At 74.6% G+C, this 23,936-nt stretch carries 17 protein-coding genes; 6 read left to right on the top strand and 11 right to left on the bottom strand.

Going from position 1 to position 23,936, the window contains the following annotated elements:
- Window positions 1–10 precede the first annotated feature (10 nt).
- From B5Y66_RS08540 to B5Y66_RS08515, 6 genes are all read right to left on the bottom strand, one after another.
- On the bottom strand, window positions 11–1,297 hold the full coding sequence (locus B5Y66_RS08540) for an AI-2E family transporter (protein WP_245807008.1): 1,287 nt from the start codon (window positions 1,295–1,297) through the stop codon (window positions 11–13).
- 50 nt (window positions 1,298–1,347) lie between these two features.
- Window positions 1,348–2,406 carry a sigma-70 family RNA polymerase sigma factor gene (locus B5Y66_RS08535; RefSeq protein ID WP_079573500.1) on the bottom strand — a complete coding sequence of 353 codons (1,059 nt, stop codon included), beginning with the start codon at window positions 2,404–2,406 and terminating at the stop codon, window positions 1,348–1,350.
- 177 nt (window positions 2,407–2,583) lie between these two features.
- On the bottom strand, window positions 2,584–5,874 hold the full coding sequence (locus B5Y66_RS08530; protein WP_139820804.1) for a beta strand repeat-containing protein: 3,291 nt from the start codon (window positions 5,872–5,874) through the stop codon (window positions 2,584–2,586).
- Window positions 5,875–5,982: 108 nt separating this feature from the next.
- On the bottom strand, window positions 5,983–8,259 hold the full coding sequence (locus tag B5Y66_RS08525) for a SpoIIE family protein phosphatase (RefSeq protein WP_245807007.1): 2,277 nt from the start codon (window positions 8,257–8,259) through the stop codon (window positions 5,983–5,985).
- Between the two features lie 150 nt (window positions 8,260–8,409).
- A complete protein-coding gene (locus B5Y66_RS23120; protein ID WP_281251993.1) occupies window positions 8,410–11,370 on the bottom strand; it encodes a helix-turn-helix transcriptional regulator in 2,961 nt (986 codons plus the stop codon).
- Between the two features lie 107 nt (window positions 11,371–11,477).
- Window positions 11,478–11,789 carry a hypothetical protein gene (locus B5Y66_RS08515; protein WP_139820803.1) on the bottom strand — a complete coding sequence of 104 codons (312 nt, stop codon included), beginning with the start codon at window positions 11,787–11,789 and terminating at the stop codon, window positions 11,478–11,480.
- A gap of 355 nt (window positions 11,790–12,144) precedes the next feature.
- On the opposite strand from B5Y66_RS08515, the gene B5Y66_RS08510 reads away from it, so the two are divergent.
- Window positions 12,145–12,813, top strand: coding sequence for a hypothetical protein (locus B5Y66_RS08510; RefSeq protein ID WP_079573494.1), 669 nt, complete (start codon window positions 12,145–12,147; stop codon window positions 12,811–12,813).
- Between the two features lie 85 nt (window positions 12,814–12,898).
- Window positions 12,899–14,104 carry a MalY/PatB family protein gene (locus B5Y66_RS08505; protein WP_079573492.1) on the top strand — a complete coding sequence of 402 codons (1,206 nt, stop codon included), beginning with the start codon at window positions 12,899–12,901 and terminating at the stop codon, window positions 14,102–14,104.
- Window positions 14,105–14,152: 48 nt separating this feature from the next.
- Here the strand turns inward: B5Y66_RS08505 and B5Y66_RS08500 are convergent, their stop codons facing one another.
- The gene (locus B5Y66_RS08500) at window positions 14,153–14,911 is read right to left on the bottom strand and encodes a M15 family metallopeptidase (RefSeq protein ID WP_139820802.1); all 759 of its coding nucleotides are present in this window, start codon (window positions 14,909–14,911) and stop codon (window positions 14,153–14,155) included.
- 38 nt (window positions 14,912–14,949) lie between these two features.
- On the opposite strand from B5Y66_RS08500, the gene B5Y66_RS08495 reads away from it, so the two are divergent.
- Entirely contained in the window at window positions 14,950–16,977 is a 2,028-nt protein-coding gene (locus tag B5Y66_RS08495; RefSeq protein WP_079573488.1) for a penicillin-binding transpeptidase domain-containing protein, read from the top strand.
- 14 nt (window positions 16,978–16,991) lie between these two features.
- Here the strand turns inward: B5Y66_RS08495 and B5Y66_RS08490 are convergent, their stop codons facing one another.
- Both B5Y66_RS08490 and B5Y66_RS08485 read right to left on the bottom strand, forming a co-directional pair.
- Window positions 16,992–18,245, bottom strand: coding sequence for an amidohydrolase (locus B5Y66_RS08490; protein ID WP_079573486.1), 1,254 nt, complete (start codon window positions 18,243–18,245; stop codon window positions 16,992–16,994).
- Window positions 18,246–18,275: 30 nt separating this feature from the next.
- Window positions 18,276–19,637, bottom strand: coding sequence for an AAA family ATPase (locus B5Y66_RS08485; RefSeq protein ID WP_079573484.1), 1,362 nt, complete (start codon window positions 19,635–19,637; stop codon window positions 18,276–18,278).
- A 98-nt stretch (window positions 19,638–19,735) separates the two neighbouring features.
- Between B5Y66_RS08485 and B5Y66_RS08480 the strand changes: the two genes are divergently transcribed.
- Window positions 19,736–20,323, top strand: a complete 588-nt coding sequence (locus B5Y66_RS08480) for a histidine phosphatase family protein (RefSeq protein ID WP_079573482.1) — start codon at window positions 19,736–19,738, stop codon at window positions 20,321–20,323.
- Between the two features lie 8 nt (window positions 20,324–20,331).
- Here the strand turns inward: B5Y66_RS08480 and B5Y66_RS08475 are convergent, their stop codons facing one another.
- A complete protein-coding gene (locus B5Y66_RS08475) occupies window positions 20,332–20,394 on the bottom strand; it encodes a hypothetical protein (protein WP_245807052.1) in 63 nt (20 codons plus the stop codon).
- Between the two features lie 19 nt (window positions 20,395–20,413).
- Window positions 20,414–22,459 (bottom strand): NAD(+) synthase, encoded by a 2,046-nt coding sequence (locus tag B5Y66_RS08470; RefSeq protein WP_079573480.1) that lies wholly within the window; start codon window positions 22,457–22,459, stop codon window positions 20,414–20,416.
- A gap of 166 nt (window positions 22,460–22,625) precedes the next feature.
- On the opposite strand from B5Y66_RS08470, the gene B5Y66_RS08465 reads away from it, so the two are divergent.
- Window positions 22,626–23,396: a copper resistance CopC family protein gene (locus tag B5Y66_RS08465; protein ID WP_079573477.1), complete on the top strand. Its 771-nt coding sequence runs from the start codon at window positions 22,626–22,628 to the stop codon at window positions 23,394–23,396.
- A 230-nt stretch (window positions 23,397–23,626) separates the two neighbouring features.
- Window positions 23,627–23,908, top strand: a complete 282-nt coding sequence (locus tag B5Y66_RS08460; protein WP_079573476.1) for an HU family DNA-binding protein — start codon at window positions 23,627–23,629, stop codon at window positions 23,906–23,908.
- Window positions 23,909–23,936: the final 28 nt, after the last annotated feature.

Genomic DNA, 23,936 nt, shown 5'->3' with positions numbered 1-23,936 from the left:
CTCCCTGTGCTCAGTCCTCTGCGCCGTCGCGGCGCCGGGCCTCCGCCTCGCGTGCGGCACGCTCGCCCGCCTCGAGGTTGCGGCGGCGCCGCGACGACCAGGACCCCTCGCCCCGGCCCGTCGTCCTGGCGCCCGGCGCGTCCGGGTCGTGCAGCAGTCGGGACTCGACGAGCTCGTGCCGCTGGAGGTAGGTGTTCCCGAGGGCCTGCACGGTCGCGAGGATCGGCAGGGCGAGGAAGGCGCCGAGCGCGCCGAACACGGCGCCGAAGCCGAGCACGCCGACGAACGACACGGCAGGGTTCATCTCCAGGGCCCGGGCGCTGACCTTGGGGGAGAAGATCAGGTTCTCCACCTGCTGGTACGCCACGATGAAGACGAGGACGGCGATCGCCTGCGGCAGCCCCTGCGCGGCGAGCGCGACGGCCACCGGCAGCGCGCCGCCGATGTATGTGCCGATGGTGGGCACGAACTGCGAGACGACGCCCGTGAACACCGCCAGCGGCAGGGCGTACGGAGTCTGCACGATCAGCAGGAACACGAACGTGAACACGCTCGACAGGGCCGCGAGCACGACGCGCGAGCTGATGAAGTCGGAGACCTTCACCTGCGTGATCTCCCACAGGGTCAGGACCTCCTGCTGCCGGTCGGGCCGGAGCCAGGCACAGATGGCCGCGCGGAACTTTGGCCCCGCCGCCATGAGGTAGTACGTGATGAGCAGGATCGTGGTGATCGCGAAGAGCACCCCGACGATGGACACGCCGACGCTGATCGCGCCCGTGGCGACGTCCTGCCCCCACTGGTCGAGGGCCTGCGCGATCAGGTCGTCGGAGTCCGGGACGGTGACGTCCCAGCGGGCCTCGATGTCGGTCTGGACGCTCGTGTAGAGCGCGGGCAGCGAGGACACGAGCTGGATCAGCTGCTGCACGAACAGGTTGCCGAACAGGGCCAGCACGCCCGCGACCACCACGAGCGACCCGCCCAGGGCTGCCCCGGCGGCCGCGCCCCGCCGCCACCCGTGCCGCACCAGCCACACGACGATCGGCTCGAGGGCGAGCGCGACGAAGAAGGACAGGAGGACGTTGACGGCGAGCCCGCCGAGCTGGCCGAACGCGTACGACAGGAACGTGGCGACGAAGATGGCCACGACCGCCATCGCGAGCGCCCGCGGCAGCCATCGCGGCGGGTTGCGGCTGTCGTGCTGGACCGGGCGGACGGAGTCGTCGATCTCCTCGTCCGGCGCGGGCGCGGGTGTCCCGGTGGGGGGCACGCCCTCGGGCTGCGGGGCGTCCGTGGTCATGCGGGAAAACGTAGCCCAGCGACGTCCGGCGGGCGCGGCGGGCGCGCAGGTCAGAGGGCGGGCAGGCGGTCCGGCAGCCCGAAGCGGGGGAACCAGGTGGCGGTGTCGAGGAACGTCGTGATGCCGGTGATGCGGCCGCTGCCGTCGTCCTCGAGCACGGCCAGCCCCCACGGCGACCAGCCGCCGGCCGGGTCCCGGCGGTACTGCCCGTACGCCATGGACCCGTTCGCCTGCACGGGCAGGCACCGCGACCCGCGACAGCCGGCGCCGGCGCCGGTCATCCAGCGGATCACCTCGGAGCGGCCGCGCACCCACATCGTGTACGGCGGCATGTTGAGCACGGCGTCCTCGTGCAGCAGCGCCACCAGGGCGTCCATGTCGTAGCGCTCGAAGGCGTCCAGGTACCGCTCGAGCAGATGGTGGTCGATCTCGGACCACTGCGGCTCCGGCGCGTCCGCGGCGTCGTCGCCCCCCGCCCGGCGCAGCCCCTTGCTCCCGAGGGTGGCGCGGGCGCGCTGGAGGGCGCTGTTCACGGACGCGACCGTGGTGTCCAGCAGCGCCGCGACCTCGGCGGCCGACCAGCGCAGCACCTCGCGCAGCACCAGCACGGCGCGCTGCCGGGCCGGCAGGTGCTGGAGCGCGGCCACGAACGCGAGACGGATCGACTCCCGGCCCACCGCGACGTCCGCCGGGTCGCCCTCGCGCGGCAGGACGGCGTCGTCGGGCACGGGCTCGAGCCACCGGTCCTCGGCGAGCACGTCGCCGAAGTACTGCTCCTCCGCGGGCTGCGGCCCGCCGAGCCCCATGGGGCGCTCGCGTCGCTTCGACGACCCGAGGTGGTCGAAGCAGACGTTGGTCGCGATGCGGTACAGCCACGACCGCAGCGACGAGCGTCCCTCGAACTTGTCGTAGGACCGCCAGGCGCGCAGCAGCGTCTCCTGCACCGCGTCGTCGGCCTCGAACGCGCCGCCGAGCATCCGGTAGCAGTAGCCGGTGAGCTCGCGCCGGTACGGCTCGAGCAGGGCGCCGATGTCGTCGGGGGCACCGGTGGCGGCCGTCGTCGAGGGTGAGGTCGACGGCGCGGCGGTGCGCTGGGCGGTGTGTGTCACGTCTCACACCGTACGACGGACCGCCGACACCCGGGAGGGGTGTCGCCCGGGGCGACGGCGCTGCCACGCTTCTGGGCCCCGCCGGACGAGTCCTCCGTGCCGCCGCACTCAGCAGGGTTCCTGCTCGCTCAGAAGGGAGGCGGATCCCTGGAATGCCAAGACCCGCCCACCGGGGCGTCAGCCGGTGGCCTTCTTGCGGCGCGCCCATGTCGTGGCGGCCGCCCCCGCCCCGAGAAGCAGGAGCGCGACGACGGCGAGCGGCGCGACGGGCCTGCCGGTGGCGGCCAGCTGTGCGGTGTCGGAGCCGCCGCCGTCCACGGGAACCGTGCCCTCACCGCCAGGGAACCCGTCCGCGTCGATTCCAGGGCCCGGGTCGTTGCCGTCGGGGACCGGGACCGGATCCGCGCCACCGTCGTCCGGCCCTGGCGGCTCCGGCGCGGGCGCTCCTTCGACGGCCCAGACGGCCTGCGCGTCGTTGTCGGTGGCAGTGGCTTCGGTGTCGGTCGAGATCGTCGGGACGACCAGCGGGCTGAGCTGCTCGATGATCGCGTCGACGCTGCCGTCCTCGTCGAGGTCGATGTCCGGAGCGGGCGCGACGTAGGCGACGTTGCGCATCGTCGACTCGCCCGCCGGGGGCACGAGCACCTGAGCCGTGACGGTCAGCAGCGGGCCGTCGGCGCCGACCGCCAGGTCGGCGGCGGCCGTCGCGGTGGTGCCGTCGACGGAGTACCCCTCGCCCTCCATGGAGACGAGCTCGACGCCGTCGGGCAGCAGCTGTGTGATCGTCCAGCCGGCCGGTGCGGCGCGGGGACCGTCGTTATGGGGCGTGAGCCTCCAGGTCACCAGGTCGCCCGCGTGGAAGACGGTGCCGTCGTCGGCATCGATGACCTCGGTCAGTGACAGGTCGATGCAGTTCATCGGGTACAGCACGGGAGCCTCGGTCACCTCGTGCACCTCGGCGCCGCCGCCGTCGTAGTAGGAGGCGTCGTCGAGAAGACCCGTCGCCTTGCACGTCGAGTCCCAGTCGTTCGGGTCGTCGTGGTCACGCGCGTCGACGGCGACCGGGCCGTCCACGGGCAGGGCTCGGGCGAGGGCCGGGGCCGTGTCCTCGCCGACGACGGCGTTGGCGTAGGTGCGGATCGCCGCGGAGCCCGCCGGAAAGATGTTGCCGGTGGCGAGCACGTCGTCGCGGAGGGCACGGCGCAGGGCCTCGTCGGGGTGCGCGTCCGGATCAGCGGTGCCGACCTGAATCCACGTGCCACCCCCGGCGAACTCGTTCCCGGTGATCTCCACGTCGGACGAGGAGTACGAGCCCGGGAGCGCGCCGTCCTGCCACAGAGGGGCGACGGTGATCGCCGCGAGGCCGGCGGCGCCGGTCTGCTCGACGCTGTTACCCGCGATGGTGAGGTCGTGCGCAGAGCCGGCGGTGACCATGTCGGGCTGGCCGCTCACGGTGTTGTCGGTGATCGACACGCCGGTGGTGCCCTGGAGCACGTGGATGCCGCCGTCGTTGTCGGTCATGGTGCTGTCGTGCACGGCGACGTCGTGGCTGATCCCGTCGTCGGGGTTGGTCACGACGAAGAGCCCGACCGCCGAGTTGCCGGTGAACGTGGCCTCGCTGACATCGACGTTCGAGACACTGCGCCCGTACACGCCGTACTCGGCGAGGCCATTCACGCTCGCGTCGGTCACCGTGGATCCGTCGGTGTCCGAGTAGAAGAACCCGTAGGAGCCGCCGTCGATCGACGAGCGCGTGACGTCGACGTCCTGCGAGCCGTAGGCGCGCAGGATGGCGCCGCCGGTCACCGAGGTCGGGCCCTCGCGCCCGGTGACCTCGACGTCCTGCGCGAGCACCCCGGTCGACTGGTGGATCACGAGCGCCGCGCCGGTGAGCTCAGCCGTGACGCGGGAGATCGTCGCGTCCACCGCACCGAGGAGATACACGCCGCTCGAGGCGTTCGGAGCACCCGTCACGCGGATGTCGGAGATCGCGATGTTCGCGCGGTCGGAGCTCGCATCGAGGTTGGACTGGGCGCCGATCCCGTAGAGGAAGCCCGTGGCGGTCATGTCCGAGATCGAGACGCGGCCGGCGTTGACGGTGTTGATCCCGGTCCCACCTGTCCACGGCCCGTTGTCGAGGACGGCGCCGGTGACGGAGGCGCCCTGCGTGGAGCCGAGGGTGATGCCGCCGAAGGCGGTGATCCGGGGATCGGTGATCGTCGGCCCGGCGCCGGTGTTGACGGCGCTCGTCGTGATGCCGTACATCGCCTCGGTGATCACCGGCCGTTCGATCGTCACCGCGGTGGCCAGCAAGGTGAGGATGCCGGTGGACTGGGCGGCGCCGGCCAAGGTGATCCGGGCATCGGTCACGCTTGCGCCCGTGGTCGAGCCGAGCGCGATGCCCTCGCGGCTGCTCCCGTCGATGACCGCGTCGCTGACGGTCGGCCCGGCCCCGGCACTGGTGGGGGAGGCACCGATGCCGCGGGCGAAGCCGTGCACGGTGACCGAGTCGACGACGGCGCCGGTCGAGTTCGCCAGGTCGATGCCGGTGCCCGCGCCGGACGTGCCCGTGACGTCGACGTCCGAGACCTGCGGTGCGGTCGAGGTGCCGAGGGAGACTCCGGAGGTTGCCGCCGCGACGGTTCCTCCCTCGACCGCGATACCGCTCGCGGTGGAGGCCGCCGTGGCGACGACGCCGGTCGCGACTCCGGCGATGGTGGGGTCGGTGAGGGTCGCCGAGCCCGTGGTGAGGTTGACGCCGAACGACGACGGTTCGCCTGCGCCGTCGACGTCGAGGCCGACAAGGACCACGCCGGTGACTCCCGCTCCGAGCTGGACGCCGGTGGGTCGCAGGACGGGGGTCGGGTTGCGGATGGTGACGCCGGTGAGGGTGGCGCCCGAGGCGGTCACGGTGACGATCGCGCCGGTGTTGGCGGCGCCGATGCTGACGTCGTCGGCGAAGGTCGCACCGCCTCCGCTGACGGTGAACCGGCTGTAGAGCATCGAGGCGGCACTGCTGTCGAGGGTCATCGCCCTGGGGATCGTCAGCGCGCCCGTGAAGGCGTAGTCGTTCGGGTCGAACGAGACAGTGCCTTCCGACGGTGCGGCGTTGATCGCCGCCTGGAGGGTGAGCAGGGCGTCGTCGTCCGGGCGCTCGCCCGGCGTGCCGACCCACGCCATCCGGATCGTGTTGGCGTTCGGCACGATGTCGGGGGACGCGGGCGGAGGCATCTCGACGATGCTGTCGTCGGGCAGGGGGGAGGGCTCGTCGAGCCCGTCGGGCGTCGTCGGGTCGGCCGGGGGAGGCGGATCGCCGGTCTCGGTGGTGTCGGGCGGCGACGCCGCGACGGCCGGCGACGGCGCGGCAGGCAGCATCGCGGCGGCGAGCGACAATGCGGCGATGCCGAGTGCTGCGGCGCGCGCGCCGCCGCGGGGCGCCCGGGTGGAACCGTTGCGCCTGCGTCTCATCCCGACCTCCGGCAGTCCGTGGCGCGCGACCACGGGCCGCTTGTGAAGAATCGTGCGCTGACCGCGCGGCATCGGCAACCCGTCCGACCCGGGACCAGCGCGGGACGATCAGCCGCGGTTCCCGCGCAGCACGCGCTCGACCAGGGGGACGGCGCCGGTCGCCGGGGTCGGCGGCCGCACCCGCGAGACGGTGCCGGTCAGCGGCCGCGCCCCCCGGTCGATCTCGAACCACACCGTCTTGCCCTCCACCACGCCGGAGTGCCGCCCGACCGCGTCGGAGCCGTCGTGCCGCAGCACGCCCCACCGCGACGCGAGGCGGTCGAGGAACAGCACCCCGCGGCCCGACAGGTCCTGCGGCTGCGGGGACTGCAGCTCGGGCTCGGCCGTGCTGCCGTCGCGGACGCCCACCCGCAGGCGACGGCCGTCCACCTCGACCGTCGCGGTGATCGGCCCCTCGCCGTGCTCCAGCGCGTTGGTCAGCACCTCGCTGGTGAGCAGCATCGCGGTCCGTCGCTGCTCGTCGGACACGTCGCACGACTCGAGCACGTCGTCCACCCACCGGCGCGCGGGCCCGAGGTCGCTCAGGTCGTCGTCCGCGACGCGGCGCTCCGCCTTCGCGGGCCCGGCCGACGTCGGCGGGCCGGACGGCGCGGGCACCCGCACCCGCAGCGCCAGCACGGCGACGTCGTCGCGCTGCGTGTCGCCCACGAGGCCGCGCACCAGCGCGCGCGGGACGGCGGACGTGGCCTCGCCGTGCGCGGAGCGCAGCACCTGCTCGAGGTCGGACAGCCGCTGGTCGCTGGGCACGCCGCGGCGCTCGACCAGCCCGTCCGTGTAGAGCACGAGGGTGTCGCCCGGCAGCAGGCGGACGGTGCGGTCCTGGCGGGGGGTGGTCGGGACGACGCCCAGCAGCAGGTCGGGGGTCTCCGACAGCCGCTCCACCCGGCCGTCGCGGCGCAGCACCATCGGCGGCGGGTGTCCGGCCACGGACCAGGTCAGCGTGAACGCGCGCTCGGGCGGGTTCGCCGCCGTGCCGCCGCCCTCCGGCACGTCCTGCGGGCACGGCGCCGGGTCGCGGTCCAGGCGCGCGACGACGGCGGTCGCCATCGCGCGCGGGCCGAGCCGCGCGTTCGCCTTGTCGAGGCGGGTCAGCAGCCCGGCCGGCGACTCGTCGTGGCTCCACGCGAGCGCCCGCAGCATCGAGCGCAGCTGGCCCATCTGCGCCGCGGCGTGCACGTCGTGGCCCGCGACGTCGCCGATCATGACGATCGCGGTGCCGTCGTCGCGCACCACCGCGTCGTACCAGTCGCCGCCCACCTGGTCGGTGCGGGCCGCGGGGGAGTAGGTGGTCGCGATGTCGAGGTGCGCCACCGTGGGCGGCGCGGTGAGCATCGACTCCTGCAGCGTGGTCGCCACGCGGCGCCGCGCCTCCAGCAGCGCCACCCGCTCCAGGGCGAGGGCCACGTACCGGCTGATCGTGGACTCCAGGGCGGCCGTGTCGGCGTCGTGCTCGCGCGCCTGGTCCCACACGCAGGCGATGACGCCCACGACCGTCCCGTTCGACATCACGGGCAGGAACGACCGGGCCCCCTCCGATACCGACCCCACCGGGCCCATCTCCGGGTAGGTCGCCACCATCTCCGCGTGGTCGCGGAACCGCAGGGGCGCACGGCTGCGCACGACGTGCGTGTCCGGCCGGGGCGCGTCGAGCCGCGTGCTGCGCAGCGCCGGCTCGCCGGGGTGGTGGTGCCCGACGGTGAAGAACGACAGGTGCCGCCGGTCGGCGTCCACCAGCGCCAGCGACACCCACCGGGCGCCCGTGCCCGTGCCGATGACGTGCGCGATGGCGTCCTCGACCTCGTCCAGGGTGGTGACGCGGGCGAACCGTTCGGACAGGCCCAGCAGGAAGCGCGACCGGCGGTGCGCGCGGAACGCCACCTGCTCGGCCAGCCGCGCGCGCTCCCGCTCGGCACGCAGCCGCAGCTCGCCCGACGCCGCGGCGGACAGGTCCGCGAGGGTGGCGAGGTCCGTCTCGGTCCAGGTGCGCGGCACGGACGACACCGCCCACAGCGCCCCCACGACGTGGCCGCGGGCGTCCTCGATCGGGTAGCCCGCGTACGCGGCCAGCACCAGGTCGCCGATCGTGTGCCGCCCCGACACGCGCGGGTCGTCCTCCGCGTCGGGCACGACCAGCGGGGTGCGCGTGCGGGCGACGATCGTCGTCAGCGGCCGGGGGAGCTCGAGGCGGCGGCTGCGCTGGGCGTCGTCGGGGAAGCCGACCGCGCCGGGGAGCGTCTTGACGTCGCCGTCGTCCGTGACCATGACCACGGCCGCCGCGGGCACGCCGAGCTGACGGTGCACGAGCCGCGCGATGCGGTCGAACACCTCGTCTGCGACGGGCTCACCGTGGGCCGGACCGGGCGGCGGACCGGCCACGCGATCGGACGCGGGACCGGGTACGGGACCGGGCGACGGACCGGACAGGGAGCCGACAGCCTGAGCTTCCGGCACGCGCCCAGTATGGACCTTGGGCGGTCAGACGCCGATCAGCCCGCGCCGGTGCGCGACGGCGACCGCCTCCGCCCGCCCCGAGACGCCGAGCTTCGCGAGCAGGTTCGACACGTGCACGCTGACCGTCTTGGTGGAGATGTACAGGCGCTCGCCGATCTGCCGGTTGCTCAGACCCTGCGCGACGAGGATCAGCACCTCCTCCTCGCGCTCGGTGAGGACCGACGTCGTGCGTCGGGTGCCCGGCAGCGGCACCCGGGCCCGCCGGCCCCACGCGTGGATCGCGGCCGTCAGCGGCGCGGCCCCCATGGACACGGCCTCGCCGAGGGCCTCGGCCGCCTCCACCTCGGCCGCGGGCACGTCGCCCGTCGCCCGCAGCGCCTGCGCCCAGCGGAACCGGGAGCGGGCCACCTCGTAGCGGTAGCCGAAGTCGAACTCGCGCACGGTCGCCTCCCACAGCGCCGGGTCGGCCGGGTCGTCGGTGAGCGCCGCGCGCAGCCGCGCGTGCTCGGCGTCGGCGCGCCGCAGCCAGGCGCGGCCCTCCGGTCCCAGTCGCCCGCCGCGGGGGCGGCCCCGCTCCGCGGTCTCGTGCGCCACCGCGAGCAGGGTGTCGCCGCGCTGGAGGAGATCGGCGGCCCGACCCTCCGCCACCGGGCGCGTCTCGGCGCTCTCGGCGAGGGCCGCGAGGGCCAGGGCGGTGATCCAGATGCGGCCCAGGAAGAACTCGGACCAGGCGGCCCCCAGGTGGGCGGCGACCTCCTCGGCGAGCGCGACCGCGTCCTCGTACCGACCGGCCCACGTCATGGCGTCCACCAGGGTGCCGCCGGCGATCAGGGCGACCTGGCCGTCGGAGTCCCAGTGCGGGCGTAGAGCCTCCGCGCGGGCGGACGCGTCGGCGCCGTCCCGGGCTACGGCCGCGTACAGGCGGCCCGCGTCGAGATAGGGGAGCACCCAGGCGGGGGTGCCGGGCGGGACCTCGCGCTCGGTCAGGTCGCCTCTGAGGTAGGGCAGGATCTGGGTGAGGTCGACCATCTCCACGCCGTACGTGGACCACACCATGCCGGTGGCGCGCGCCCGGGCGAGCCCCTCGTCGAGGGTGGCGCCGGCGGCGTCGAGCCGGCCGGCGTAGAAGTGGGTCGCGGACAGGTTGTACCAGGAGCGCAGCTCGGTGGGGAGGTCGCCCGCGTCGGCGGCCCGGTCCCGCGCCGCCTCCAGCCGGCCGGCCGCCGCGTCCGGCTCGGCGACCTCGAGGATGGCGAGCGTCGTCTGGGCGTCCGCCTCCGCGCCGGCGGCCCCGGCACGCCGCGCGACGTCGACCGCCAGCTGTGCGTGGGTGCCGGCCTCGTCGTCCCGGTCCACGCTGAGCAGCGCCCGCGCCCGAGCGGCGAGGGTCCACGCCAGGTCTGCCGTGGCCGCGGCTTCGTCGATCTCCGCCCCGCCCGGCCCGTCCGGGCCGGTGGCGCCCGGCAGGAGGACGTCGAGCGCGAGCGCCGTCTGCTGCAGCGCGTCGTTCGTCGCCTCGACGTTCAGCAGGTAGCGCACGAGCACGTGCCGCAGGCGGGCCTGTCTCTCCGGGTCGTCGCCCAGCCCGTCGACGGCCCGCCGCGCGAGCTGCTCCGCCCGGGTCGCCTGGCCCGCGGAGCTGGCCGCGGCCGCGGTGTCGAGGGCGACGGCGACCCGGTCGGTGCCCAGCAGGTCCTCGGCGTCGGACACGGACTCCCACAGCGACAGCACCTGCTCCAGGTGGCGCAGCTCCTCGGCCGGGGCGAGCAGCTCGGCCGCGGCGAGGGCGGCGTCGCGGGACGCGACGAGGGCGGCCGGCAGGTCATGACCCTGCAGGGCGTGGTGGGCGCGCTTCGCCGACGAGCCGAGGGCCGGGTCCGCCGTCAGCGCCTCCAGGTAGGCGCGGTGCATGGTGGTGCGCTCGCCCGGCAGCAGGTCGAGCACGAGCGCCTCGGCCACGAGAGCGTGCCGGAACGCGACGTGCTGGCCCTCGACGCCCAGCACCTGCTGGGTGACGGCCTCGCGCAGCGCGGCGTCCGCGGCACCGGGAGCGTCGAGGCCCGGCAGACGGGGCGCGGTGGCGCGCAGCAGCGCCTCGTCCACCTGGCGCCCGGCCACCGCGGCCAGGCGCACCAGCTGCTGGACCCCCGGGTCGAGCCGTTGCAGCCGCGTGTGCAGCACGTCCGTCAGCGACCAGGGCAGCCCGGCCGACGGCTGCCCCGCGTCGAGCAGCTCCTCCGCGAAGAACGCGTTCCCGTCGGACCGGGAGCGCACCGCGTCGAACTCCTGCTCGTCGAGCGGCTCGCCGCGGGTGGCCGTGGTGAACTCGCGCAGCTCGTCGGGGGTGAACGGGGACAGCTCGACGTGCTCCACGGGCCGCTGACGGTGCAGCTCCGCGAGGACGGGGCGCAGCGGGTGGCGGCGGTGCACGTCGTCGCTGCGGTACGTCACGACGAGCAGCAGGTGCTCCGAGCGCAGCCGGGCGACGACGAACCGCAGCACGTCGCGCGTGGACTCGTCCGCCCAGTGCACGTCCTCCACCACCAGGACCAGGGGCGAGCCCGCGTGCCCGGCGGCGGCGAGGCTGCCCGCCACGCCGTCCAGCAGCTGCAGGCGCTCGCCGTGCTCGTTGCCGTCGGAGCCGCCGTCGCCCCCGGCCGGGTCGAGCAGGCGGGCGAGGGCGGGGCGCTCGGCGACCACCTCGGCGACCGCGGGGACGCCCCGCAGCTGCGTCAGCGCCTCCGTGAACGGCAGGTACGGGATGCCGACGTCACCGAGGTCCACGCAGTGCGCGACGACGACGCGCGCCCCGGCGTCGCGGGCGACGTCAGCGAGGTGCGTGACCAGGCGCGTCTTGCCCACCCCGGCGTCGCCGCCGAGCAGCAGCACGCCGGGCTCGCCCTCGGCGGCGTGCTCCAGCGCACCGCGGAAGGCGGTGACCTCCGCCTGGCGGGCGATCAGGGGGACCTCGCTGGAACGACGCACGAGGTGATCGTCCCACCGGGCGCCCACACCCGCCGCCACGGTGGCCGAGCCCGCCGGGATCCTGGTCCCGACGGGCTCGACCGAGAGGGCGCTCGTCCCCACCACGGTCAGGCGGCCCGGCGCGCGGCGCCGTCCTGAGGGCGCAGCGCCTCCAGGCCGTGCGAGATCTGGTCGGCCCGGCGGGTCACCTGGATCTCCCACGCGTCGGCGTCGGTGCGCGCCGCCACCGCGTCGATCGTCGCCCCCAGCCGCTGCACCGCGTCGCGGGCCACGGCCCGGGCGCGCACCCGCCGCACCAGGCCCTTCGCCCAGCGGCCGGCGGCCCGCACCCACGCGGGCGTCCCACGCTGGTAGGTCTCGGCCAGCCGTGCCTGCCGGTAGTCCAGCTCCGCCAGGACGGTCAGGTCTCGCGACGTCATCCGGTTCATGTCCTCGTCCCCTCACCGGCCGGGGTGCCCGGCCCTGTGTCTGCTGCCTGCCGGCCACCGCCGGCTTCTCGTCGATCTCGTGGTGACGACGTTCGTCCTGAGGCCCCCGACCGTGGATCGGTCAACCGCCCCGTCTTCGGCCCCGGGGTACCTCAGACGGGGCCGTCACCAGGGCGTCGGCCCGTCTGAGGTGCCCCCGGGAGCGCCGGGCGCGCCGGTCGGGCAGCCTTCGCCCGCCCTATCCGTTGCGACCTGGGTCACACCCGTCGCACACTGGGGGTGACCGGACCGATACGGGGGTGGACTCGTGGCTGGATCTGTTTCAGGCGCTTTCGACGCGCTGCCGATGCTGGGGCGGGGGAAGCACCGCAACCCGAAGAAGGGCGCGTGCTTCATGGAGCTCGCGTCGTTCCTCGCCGGCGAGCGCTGGAGCGACCATCCCCAGTGCACGCACCCGCTGCTCGCGATGCTGGCCCGGGCCGTGAACGACCTGACCTCCGACGGGAACCGGCCGCAGCTGGCGCCGCTCATCCCGTCCGTGATCGGGCTCACGAGCCCCGACCCGCGGTGGGACGTGCAGATCGCGCTGCGCGCCGCGCAGACGGCGCTGCCCGTCGCGCCCGCCGACCGGCAGCAGACCTTGGCCGTCGCGATCATCGGCGCGGAGCGGATGCTCGACGTGCTCGACGGGCGCCCCGAGGGCACCCTCGACCCCGCCAGCGCCGACGCGCTCGCCGCGTCGCCGCGGACGGCCGAGTGGGCGTACCGGTTCTGCGAGGGCACGCGCGTGCGGCCCAAGCGGTTCGTGCGGGACGCCGCGCCGTCCGTCGTGTCGACGGCGGTGCAGGGCATCAGCGAGGCCTTCGTGCCCGACACCGACGCCCGGCTGCGCGGCCTTCTCGCGGCCACCATCGAGGACGCCCGGCGCTGGGCCGGGCGCACCGACGACGACCGCCCGGTGCTCGCCCCGGACGAGTGGGAGCCCGTCGTGAAGCGGGCGGCCGCGGCTGGCTGAGCCCCGCGTACGGTCGAGCCTGTCGGGACCAGGACCGGTCTCGGCAGGCTCAGCCGTGGGTGCGACGGTCTGGTAGACCGGAGCCGTGACCGACAACCCGCTGGAGCAGCTCACCCTCGACGACCTGCGCCGCCGGACGTCCGTGAAGTGGCGGGCGTACCCGCCGGACGTGCTGCCGCTGTTCGTGGCGGAGATGGACACGCCCGTCGCGCCACCCGTGGTGGACGCGGTGCAGCGGGCGCTGACCCTCGGCGACACCGGGTACGACGTCGGCACCGCGTACGCCGAGGCGCTCGCGCCGTTCGCGGAGCGCCGCTGGGGGTGGACGCCGGACGTCGCGTCCAGCCGCACGATGCCGGACGTCATGGTGGCGGTCGTCGAGGTGCTGCGCGTCCTGACCGCCCCGGGCGACGCCGTCGTCGTCACGCCGCCGGTGTACCCGCCGTTCTACGGCTTCCCCGGCAACGAGGGCCGGCAGGTCGTGGAGGCGCCGCTGGACGCCGAGCTGCGGCTCGACCTCGGCACGCTCGAGGCGGCCCTCGCGCGCGCCACGGGCGCGGCCGCCCACGGCGTCGGGCCGGGCTCCGGGCGGCGCGCCGTGCTGCTGCTGTGCAACCCGCACAACCCGACGGGCACCGTGCACACGCGGGCCGAGCTGGAGGCCGTGCTGGCGCTCGCGGACCGGTACGGGGTGCGGGTGGTGGCGGACGAGATCCACGCCCCGCTCACGTTCGCGCACCTCGACGACGCCGCGCCCGCGTTCGTGCCGCTGCTGTCGGTGACGGGGTCCGAGCGGGCCGTCGCCGTGCAGTCGGCGTCCAAGGCCTTCCACCTCGCGGGGCTGCGCGCGGCGGTCGCGCTGGGCGGCCCGGGCGCCGCCGACGACCTGCGCCGCATCCCCGAGGAGGCGGGCCACGCCGTCAACCACCTGGCGGTGCTGGCGCACGCCGCCGCCTACCGCGACGGCGGGCCGTGGCTCGACGCGCTCCTCGCCGGCGTCCAGGAGAACCGGCGACTGCTCGCCCGCCTGCTCGCCGAGCACGCCCCGGCCGTCCGGCTGCAGCCCGCCGACGCCACCTACCTGGCCTGGCTGGACCTGCGTGCCGCCCTGCCCGGCGGGGTCCCCGCGGCCGACGCGGCCGGGCACGTCCTGGAGCACGGGCGCCTCGCCCTCGAGGACGGTGTGCGCTTCGGCGCGGGCGGCGCGGGGTGGCTGCGGCTCAACCTCGCGACGTCGACGGCGGTCCTCACCGAGGCCGTGGAGCGGCTGGGCCGCGCGCTGGCCGCCTGACCCCGCTGGTCGAGCCCGTCGGGGCCCGGTCGGTGGGTTTCGACAGGCTCACCCGCCGGTCGGCGCGTAGTCGGGGGCCGGGGCGGCGCCGAACGCCTCCTCCAGCGTGGGGGTGTCGGCGAGGTGCATGAAGGTGGTCAGCGCGGTGCCCACGTAGCGCAGGTGCCAGGGCTCGGGGCTGTATCCCGTCACCGCCTGCTCGCCCTTCGGGTACCGCACGACGAACCCGTAGCGCCAGGCCTGGTCGGCCACCCACCGCCCGGTCTCGGTGCGCCCGAACCGCGTGTACGAGGTGCCCGCCTCGGCGACGTCGGCGGCGAGGCCGGTCTGGTGCTCGGAGAACCCGGGACGGGCGGAGAAGGTGTCGGCGGCGCGGCGGCCGTGGGCGTCGACGTAGCGGGCGTACAGCCGGCGCTGGTAGTCGGCGGAGCGGTAGCCGGAGGCGAGGACGAGCTCGTGACCGGTGGCGTCCTCGGCCGCGGCGGCCAGCCGCTCGAGGGCCCGCGCGGCGTCGGCGCGCAGACGGTCGTGCTCCCCGAGAGCCGTCACGTCGGGGCGCACGAGGTCGTCCGGCGCCCAGCCCGCCGGCGAGACGGGGTGCGCCTTGTTCACCAGGACCAGGGGATCGGCGGGGTCGAGGGCCGGCGTCCATGTCCGGCTCAGGACGGACTCGCCGCCCGGCCGTGGGTCGGGGAGCGCGGCGTGCGCGACGGCTCCCGGCGCGACGGTCCCCGCGATCGCCAGGGCGCCCACGACGGCAGCGCCGCGAAATCTTTGCAGGACCGTGACCGGGACACGGGGGGGCATGCCGACCAGAATGCCAGGAAGCCGATAATCTCGCCAAGGTGCACCGTCGCTACCGCCTCGCCCTCGCCGTCCTCCTGACACCGGTCGTGGGCCTGCCCCTGGTGGCCTGCACCGGGACCGACGTACCGCCCGCCGACGAGGCCGCCGCGGCGCTCGCCGCGGCGCTCCGTGCCGGCAAGGTGGGCGACGTGCCGCTGCAGGCTCCCGGATCCGTCGACGTGCAGACGCAGCTGTCCGAGGTGCTGGAACCGCTCGTGGACGCGGCCGGGACCCGGGAGCACACCGTGACCGTGGCGGACGTCGGCAAGCCCGTCACCAAGGACGGGGCGACGACCGCCGTGGCCACGCTGGACTGGTCGTGGCCCGTGGGGCGCGACGTCACCTGGGCGTACTCCACCGACGTCGACCTCACGTACGCGGTGCCGGAGAGCGAGGACGGCACCGGCACCTGGCGGCCGGTGTGGAGCCCGGACGTGCTGGTGCCCGACCTGGCGCCGGGCGAGCGGCTGAAGGTCACGACGCTCGACGCGGACCGGGGTGACCTGCTCGACGGCGACGGCGAGCCGATGGTCACCGAGCGGGGCGTGTGGCACATCGGGGTGGACAAGACGGCGGTCGAGGGCCTCGGGCAGGAGTCGGCGGCCCGCGACCTCGCGCAGCTCGTCGGGCTCGAGCCGAACGAGTTCTTCGCGCAGGTCGACGCGGCCGGGGAGAAGGCGTTCGTCGAGGCGATCACGATCCGCAAGGAGAACCCGGGCACGGACTTCTCGCTGGAGGACGCCCTGGACATCATCGGGGTCCGGGCGGTCGAGGACTCCCTGGAGCTGGGGCCCACCGGCGACTTCGCCAAGCCGATCCTGGGACGGGTCGGGGAGGCGACCGAGGAGGTCGTCGAGGAGTCCGACGGGGCCGTGCAGGCCGGCGACGTCGTGGGGCTGTCCGGCGTGCAGCGCGCCTACGACGACCGGCTCACCGGCTCGCCGGGCGTCCTCGTGAGCGTCGTGGCGGCCAGCGGGGCGGACGGCGACGTCGGCCTGGACGGCGAGCCCGACGAGGACGAGGACGAGGGCCGCGAGCTGTACCGCGTGGACGCCGTGGACGGCACCCCCGTGGCGACCACCCTGGACCAGCACCTGCAGAAGCTCGCCGAGAACGTGCTCGACGACGTCGACCCGGCCAGCGCGATCGTCGCGGTCCGCCCGTCCGACGGCGCGGTCCTCGCCGCGGCGAGCGGCCCGGGCAGCGAGGGCTGGTCCACCGCGACGCTCGGGCAGTACCCGCCGGGGTCCACGTTCAAGGTGGTGGACGCGCTGGCGATGCAGCGCGCCGGCCTCACCCCGGACACCGAGGTGGCCTGCACGGACACCATCACCGTCGACGGCCGGACGTTCGGCAACGTGCCCGGCTACCCGTCGTCCGCCACGGGCGACGTGCCGCTGCGCACGGCGTTCGCGCACTCGTGCAACACCGCGATGATCGCGCAGCGCGACAAGGTGGCGCAGGCCGACCTCGCGACCGCGGGGTCCGACCTGGGCCTGCTGGACGACGAGGCGGCGGCGGCGGCGATGGGCGTGCCGGCGTTCCTCGGCTCGGTGCCCGCCAAGGCGGACGGCACCGAGCACGCGGCGTCGATGATCGGTCAGGGCAAGGTGCAGGCGTCGCCGCTCGGGATGGCGACGGTCGCCGCGAGCGTCGCCGCGGGCCACCGGGTGGAGCCCGTGCTGGTGCAGGACGACGCGGCCGAGGAGGGCAGCGACGCGTCCGCGTCGCCGTCGGCGGAGGCCGAGAAGGAGCCCGCGACGCCCGGGGTGTCGGACGGCGAGGCGCAGGTGCTGCGCGACCTCATGCACGGCGTCGTCACCGACGGCAGCGCCGACATGCTGCAGGACGTGCCCGGCATCGTCGGGGCCAAGACGGGCACCGCGCAGTACGGCGACGGGTCGCAGCAGCACGTGTGGATGCTCGCGATCGTGGACGACCTCGCGGTGGCGGTCTTCGTCGAGGACGGCCACCGCGGGTCGGACACCGCCGGCCCGCTCATGGAGGACTTCCTCGACGACCTGTGACGGCCGGTGACGGGTCAGCGGGCGAACCGCTGTGACCGCTCGCGCACGCGGCCGGCGCCGCGGCCGTCGTCCGCGGTGCGGTCCCACGTGTAGACCTCCGTGCCCGTGACGAAGACGTGCTCGGCGCGCGACCCGACGTCGAGCGGGTCGCCCGACCAGACGACGACGTCGCCGTCCAGCCCGGGCGTCAGCGCGCCCACCCGGTCGTCGAGGCCGAGGAACGACGCCGGGTTCACCGTGAGCGCCTCGAGCGCGACCTGCGGGTCCAGGCCCTCCTTCACGGCGAACGACGCCTGGTGCACGAGGAAGTTGATCGGCACCACCGGGTGGTCGGTCGTGATGGCGACCCGCACCCCGGCCTCTGCCAGGCGGGCGAGGTTGGCGACGTCCCGGTCGCGCAGCTCCACCTTGGAGCGCGACGTGAGCATGGGGCCGTAGATGACCGGCACGTCCCGCTCGGCGAGCACGTCGGCGATCGCGGCGCCGTCCGTGCCGTGGTTCACCACGAGCCGGTAGCCGAACTCGTCGGCGAGGCGCAGCGCGGTGGCGATGTCGTCGGCTCGGTGGGTGTGCTGGTCCCACGCCAGCTCGCCGGCGAGCACGCGGGCGAGGGTCTCCTTGCCGAGGTCGCGGGCGAACGGCTCGCCCTTCAACTCCGCCGCGTCGCGCTGGGCGGCGTAGTGCTGGGCGTCCAGGAAAGCCTGGCGGATGACGGCCGCCACGCCCAGGCGGGTGGACGGCTGCTTCTTCTGCTCGCCGTACACGCGCTTGGGGTTCTCGCCGAGCGCCGACTTCACCGACACGGCGTCGCTGATGACCTGCTCGTCGACGGTGCGCCCGCCCCACGTCTTGATCGCGACCGTCTGGCCGCCGATCGGGTTGGCCGAGCCGGGCTTCACGACGACGGACGTCACACCGCCCGCGAGGGCGTCGCGGAAGCCCTCGTCCTCCACGTTGATCGCGTCCAGCGCGCGCAGGTGCGCGCCGTCGGGCCCGGTCTTCTCGTTGGTGTCGTCGCCGGCCCACCCCTCGGCCTCCTCGTGCACGCCCACGTGCCCGTGCGACTCCACGAAGCCCGGCAGCACCCACCGGCCGCCCGCGTCGAGCGTCGGCACCCCCTCGGGCACCTCGACGTCCGGCCCGACGGCGGTGATCACGCCGTCGGTGACCAGGACGGTGCCGCCGTCGACGGGCAGGCCGTCCACGGGGACGACGTAGCCGTTCGTGATCGCGACGGAGGAGCGAGCGGTGCGGATCGGTGTGGTCATGCCCGCCATCATGCCGCCGACCCGTGGTCCCTACAGGTAGTGACCGACGGCGGGGGACGGCTTCCAGCGGCCGGTCGCGGTGATGTCGAGGATGCGGCGCGTCGTCAGACCCTCGATGCCGTGCTCGAGGACGGCGCGGCGCGCGACCTCGCGGATCTCTGCGCCCGTCGCACCGTCGAGGCTCCCGGCGATCGCCGCGAGGTCGAGGCCCTCGCCCTGCCGCGGCAGGTAGATCTTCAGGATGGAGACACGCCCCTCGTGGCTCGGCAGCGGCACCTCGAGGATCGTGTCGAACCGACCGGGCCGCTTCACGGCCGGGTCGAGGGAGCCCGGGTCGTTCGTGGTCGCGAGCGTGAGGACGTCGTTGCGCACCCGCGCGCCGTCGAGCGCGTTGAGGAACTCCGAGAACCCCGACGAGCTGCGCATGTCGGCGTTCGCGACGCCGTCGATGTCCTCCATGACGACGAGGGTGGGGCCGAGCCGCTCGACCTCCTTGTAGAGGTTCTCCGACGCCTGCCGCAGCACGTCCGGCTCCACGATCATCACCGTCATCGCGCCCGCGACCTCCGCCGCGAGGATCCGGCCGAGCTTCGTCTTGCCCACGCCGGGCTTGCCCGCCAGCAGCAGGCCGCGCGTCGTCGGCAGGCCGAGGGAGAGCAGGTCGGCGCGGCGCGTCGTGCCGGACGACAGGAACAGGTCCACCTCGCCCCAGACGGCGTCGGCGAGCACGAGGTCCGCGCGCGTCTCGTGCGTCGCGGGCACCGGCTCGAACGCCACCTGGTTGCCGTAGCTGCTCACCGACACCTGGAGGATCCGGCCCCGGTACGGGTTGCCCTCGCCCTTGAGCGCGGTGAGGAAGTCGTCGAGGACGGCCTCGGCGAGGTCGCGCCGGCCCTTGCCGGCGTAGACGGTGATGTCGGCGGGATGCCCGCCGCAGATGTGGATCGCGACCGGCTCGTCGCGCAGGGTGCCCGCGGGGAAGAACACCGACAGGTGGAAGGGCACCGACACGGTGTGGTCCTCGCCGAGGCTCAGCGGACGCCACTCCGGCGTGCTGCCGTGGGGCCCGAGGATCTTGACCGCGGCCTGGTGCTCCGTCATCCAGCGGGCCAGGACATGCCCGTGCAGCAGCAGCTGCGAGTCGGAGAGCTCCCGCTTGACCTCCGACAGGGCGGCCTTCTTCACCCCCAGCTTGCGCGCGGCCCAGCCGGAGCTCGACGTCGGCTTCGACTTCTTCTTGCGCGGCGCGCCGAGGATCTCCGCGAGCACGCGGATCGTCTCGCGGACCTCGGTGGGGTACGGGCCGAGCTTGGGCCACAGCAGCGTGTCCTGCTGCCGCTCCGGCGTCGCGACGCCGTCCGTGGTCGTCCCCGAAGGCTGCCGCTCGCTCATGTCGCTCCCCGCGCTCCCTGCCGCCGTCCCCGGCGGAACGGCCCGAAGCACCTTATCTGCCTGCACCGACGCCTTCGGGGCCCGATAGCGTCGGTCGCATGCCGACCCGACACCTGCACGTGCTGCGCCACGGCGCCGCGGACCCGTTCGGCGAGCTGACCGGGGTGGGGGAGCGGCAGGCCGAGCTGGCCGGCCGCCGCCTGGCGGCGCTGCCCGTCGACGCCGTCTGGCACTCACCCCTGCCGCGCGCGGTGCGGTCCGCTCAGGTCCTGGGGGCGCAGCTGCCCGGCGTTCCCGTCGCGGAGGCGGCCGAGCTGGTGGACCACGTGCCGTTCATCCCGGACCCGCTCCCGCCGGCCTGGGCCGGGTTCTTCGACGGCGAGGACCGGGCCGAGGCGGCCGAGGGCGAACGGCTGGCCGCGGCCCTCACGGCCCGGTTCGCGTGCCCGGCCGAGACCGAGACGCACGAGGTGCTGGTCACGCACGCGTTCCAGGTCGCGTGGCTGGTGCGCGACGCGCTCGCCGCCCCGCCCGCGAGCTGGCTGGGGCTGCCGTACGGCAATGCCGCCCTCACGACCCTCGAGTACCGCGACGACCGCTCGGCGTCGCTGATCGTCTACAACGACATGGGCCACCTGCCGCCCGAGCTGCGCTGGACCGGGTTCGGGCCGGCCGCGCGCCCCTGACCGCAGTGTCAGCCCGCCAGGCGGAGGGGCACCAGCCGGTTGAGCGACACGTGCTGTTCCGCAGCCTCCACGGCGAGCTGACGGTGCAGCTCAGGCGGTCGGCACGTTCTCCTCCAGCTCGGCGAGCCAGGCGGCGGCGGAGGCGTCGGACGGCATCCGCCAGTCCCCGCGCGGTGACAGCGAGCCGCCGGCGGCGACCTTGGGGCCGTTCGGGATGGCGGAGCGCTTGAACTGCGACGAGAAGTAGCGGCGGAAGAACACCGTCTCCCACTTCCGGATGGTCGCCAGGTCGTAGGTGGACCGCTCGTCGTGGGGGAAGTTCGGCGGCCACTCGCCGGCGTCGGCGTCACGCCAGGCGTGCCAGGCGAGGAACGCGATCTTCGACGGCCGCAGCCCGTGCCGCAGCGTCCAGAACAGGGTGAGGTCCTGCAGCGCGTAGGGGCCGATCGTCGCCTCGGTGGACTGCGGCGCCTCGCCCTCCTCCGCGGGCACGAGCTCCGGGGAGATCTCCTGCCCCAGGATCTCGAGGAGCAGGGTGTTGGTCTCCGCCTCGAACCGTCCCGAGTCCGCCACCCAGCGGATGAGGTGCTGGATGAGCGTCTTCGGCACGCCGGAGTTCACGGCGTAGTGCGACATCTGGTCGCCCACGCCGTACGTGCACCAGCCCAGCGCGAGCTCCGACAGGTCGCCGGTACCGAGCACGATGCCGCCGCGGTGGTTGGCGAGGCGGAACAGGTAGTCGTAGCGCAGTCCGGCCTGGACGTTCTCGAACGTGACGTCGTAGACCTTCTCGCCGGACCCGTAAGGGTGGCCGAGGTCGCGCAGCATCTGCTCGGCGGCCGGGCGGATGTCGAGCTCCTCGAAGTGCACGCCGAGCGACGTCGCGAGCCGGGTGGCGCGGTCCTTCGTCTCGGACGACGTCGCGAAGCCGGGCATCGTGATCGCGTGGATGTCGGTGCGCGGCCGGCCGAGCCGGTCCATCGCGCGGGCCGCGACGATCAGCGCGTGCGTCGAGTCCAGGCCGCCCGAGACGCCGATGACGATCTTCGGCTGGCCGATCGACCGCAGCCGCTGCTCCAGCCCGGCCACCTGGATCGAGTAGGCCTCGTAGCAGTCCTGGGCGAGGCGCTCCGGGTCGTCGGGGACGAACGGGAACCGGTCCACCTTGCGGCGCAGGCCGACGTCGCCGGACGGCGGGTCGACGGTCCACGACACGGTGCGGAAGCCCTCCACGCGGGAGCCGAGCGCGCGGCGGTTGTCGTCGAAGCTGCCCTGCCGCAGACGCTCCTGGCGCAGCCTGTCGAGGTCGACGTCGGCCACGGAGCGTCGTGCGCCGTCCGGGAAGCGCTCGGTCTCGGCGAGCAGGTCGCCCACCTCGTAGACCATCGTCTGGCCGTCCCACGACAGGTCGGTGCTCGACTCGCCCTGCGCCGCCGCGTACGCGTAGGCGGCCAGCCCGCGGTGCGACGCCGAGCGGACCATGAGCCGCCGGTCCTCCGCCCGCGCCACGGTGATGGGGCTCGCGGACAGGTTGAGCAGCACCGTCGCGCCCGCCAGCGCCGCCTCGGCCGACGGGGGCACCGGCACCCACAGGTCCTCGCACACCTCGACGTGCACCACGAGACCGGCCACGTCGTCGGCGGCGAACAGCAGGTCGGGGCCGAACGGCACGGGTCCGTCCACGAACGGCAGCGTCACGGTGGCGCCGCGGCGGTCGTCGCCGGGGGCGAACCAGCGCTTCTCGTAGAACTCGCGGTAGTTCGGCAGGTACGACTTGGGCGCGACGCCGAGCACCCGGCCGCCCTGCACGACGACGGCGCAGTTCAGCAGCCGGTTCCCGACCTCGAGCGGGGCGCCCACGACGAGCAGCGGGCGCAGGTCCGCGCTGGCCTCGACGATCGTCGCTAGGGCGTCCGACGTCGCCTCCAGGAGCGTGTCGGCCAGGTGCAGGTCGTCGATCGCGTACCCCGAGACGCAGAGCTCCGGGAAGACGGCGACCGCGACGCCGTCGTCGTGGCACGCGCGCGCCTCGGCGAGGACCGCGGCCGCGTTCGCGCGGGGGTCGGCGACGGTGACGGGGACGGTGCAGGCCGCCACGCGGGCGAAGCCGTGGGCATAGGCCGAGGTGAAGTCCACCCCCCGAGTGTAGGAACGCTGCCCGTGCCCGCGAGACTTGTCAGACCCAGGACGGTCCATACCCTCTGTGGCTCTGACAGGTCGCGAGCCCCAGGAGTTGTCCGAGCCAGGGCGGGGCATACCCCCACGTGGCTCTGACAGGTCGGCGGGTCGCTAGGGTCGGGCCGTGCACCCCCAGACCGCGCGCCGCCGTCGCGCCCTCGTCGCCCTGCTCGCCGTCGCGCTGGCGCCCGTGCTCGGCGTCGCCGTGGCACAGCCCGCCAGCGCGCACGACCGGCTCCTCTCGTCCGACCCGGCGGACGGCGCCTCCGTGGACGGGGCGCCCACCGAGATCGCGTTGGTGTTCAGCGCCGAGGTGCTGGAGGCGGGGGCCCAGGTCGCCGTCACCACGCCGGACGGCACCGTGGCCGCGCAGGTGAGCGTCGACGGCGACGAGGCCACCGCGACGCTGCCCGACGACCTGCCCGGCGGCGACTGGGACGTGTCGTGGCGCGTCGTCTCCTCCGACGGGCACCCCATCGAGGGCGAGCTCGCGTTCAGGGTGGCGGGCGTCGCGACGCCGTCGCCCAGCCCGAGCCCGACGTCGAGCCCGACGCCGAGCCCGTCGGCCAGCCCGACGCCGAGCGCGACGACGTCCCCGGACGCTGCGGCGACGGCCGGGCACGTGCACGAGAGCGGTGGCACCCCGGGTGTGGACCTGAACTCCGACGGCGAGGCCGGGTGGGCCACGGCGTGGCTGTTCCCGGTGGTCGTGCTGGCGGCCGTGGGCGTGGCGGCGGCCGTCCTGCTGCAGCGCCGCCGTCACGCCGGCGCCGGCGAGCGGCACGACGCCGTCGACGGCGCCGACGGTATGGACGAGCCGGGCGAGCCGGGCGAGTCGGGCGAAAACCGCGAACCGGGCGACACGCCCGACGACGGGGGCCGTCCGACGCTCTGAGCGACTGCCGTCGAGCACGCGATCTGTCCCGTCATGACGGCAGATACCGGGACAGATCACGTGCTCGAAAGGTTCCCGGATCGAGGTGTACGGCACGCCACGCGCGGAAAAGTCGCAGGAATCCGCGGATGTTCCCTAGTGTGTTCCCCGTCCTCCCGGCGCGAGCCGGGTTGGCGTCGAACGTGACGACGCGCGGGTCGCGTGCGTCGTGAACCGGAGAAGGGATTCACATGTCGCTGAACAAGTCCGAGCTGGTCTCGGCCATCGCCGGCAAGGCTGAGCTCAGCAAGGCGGAGGCGGAGAAGTTCCTCAACGCCTTCCAGGCGGTGCTCGAGGAGTCGCTCGCCAAGGGTGAGGCTGTCAAGGTCACGGGTCTGCTCTCGGTCGAGCGCGTCGAGCGCGCGGCCCGCACCGGTCGCAACCCGCGCACCGGCGAGGAGATCCAGATCCCGGCCGGCTTCGGTGTGAAGATCAGCGCCGGCTCGCTGCTGAAGAAGGCCGTCGCGAAGTGATCCTTCGCTGACACGACGTCCGCGTCGT

Source organism: Krasilnikoviella flava (genome assembly GCF_900167525.1).
In the GTDB taxonomy this organism is placed as follows: domain Bacteria; phylum Actinomycetota; class Actinomycetes; order Actinomycetales; family Cellulomonadaceae; genus Isoptericola; species Isoptericola flavus.
This window is presented reverse-complemented; position numbering and strand designations above follow the sequence as displayed.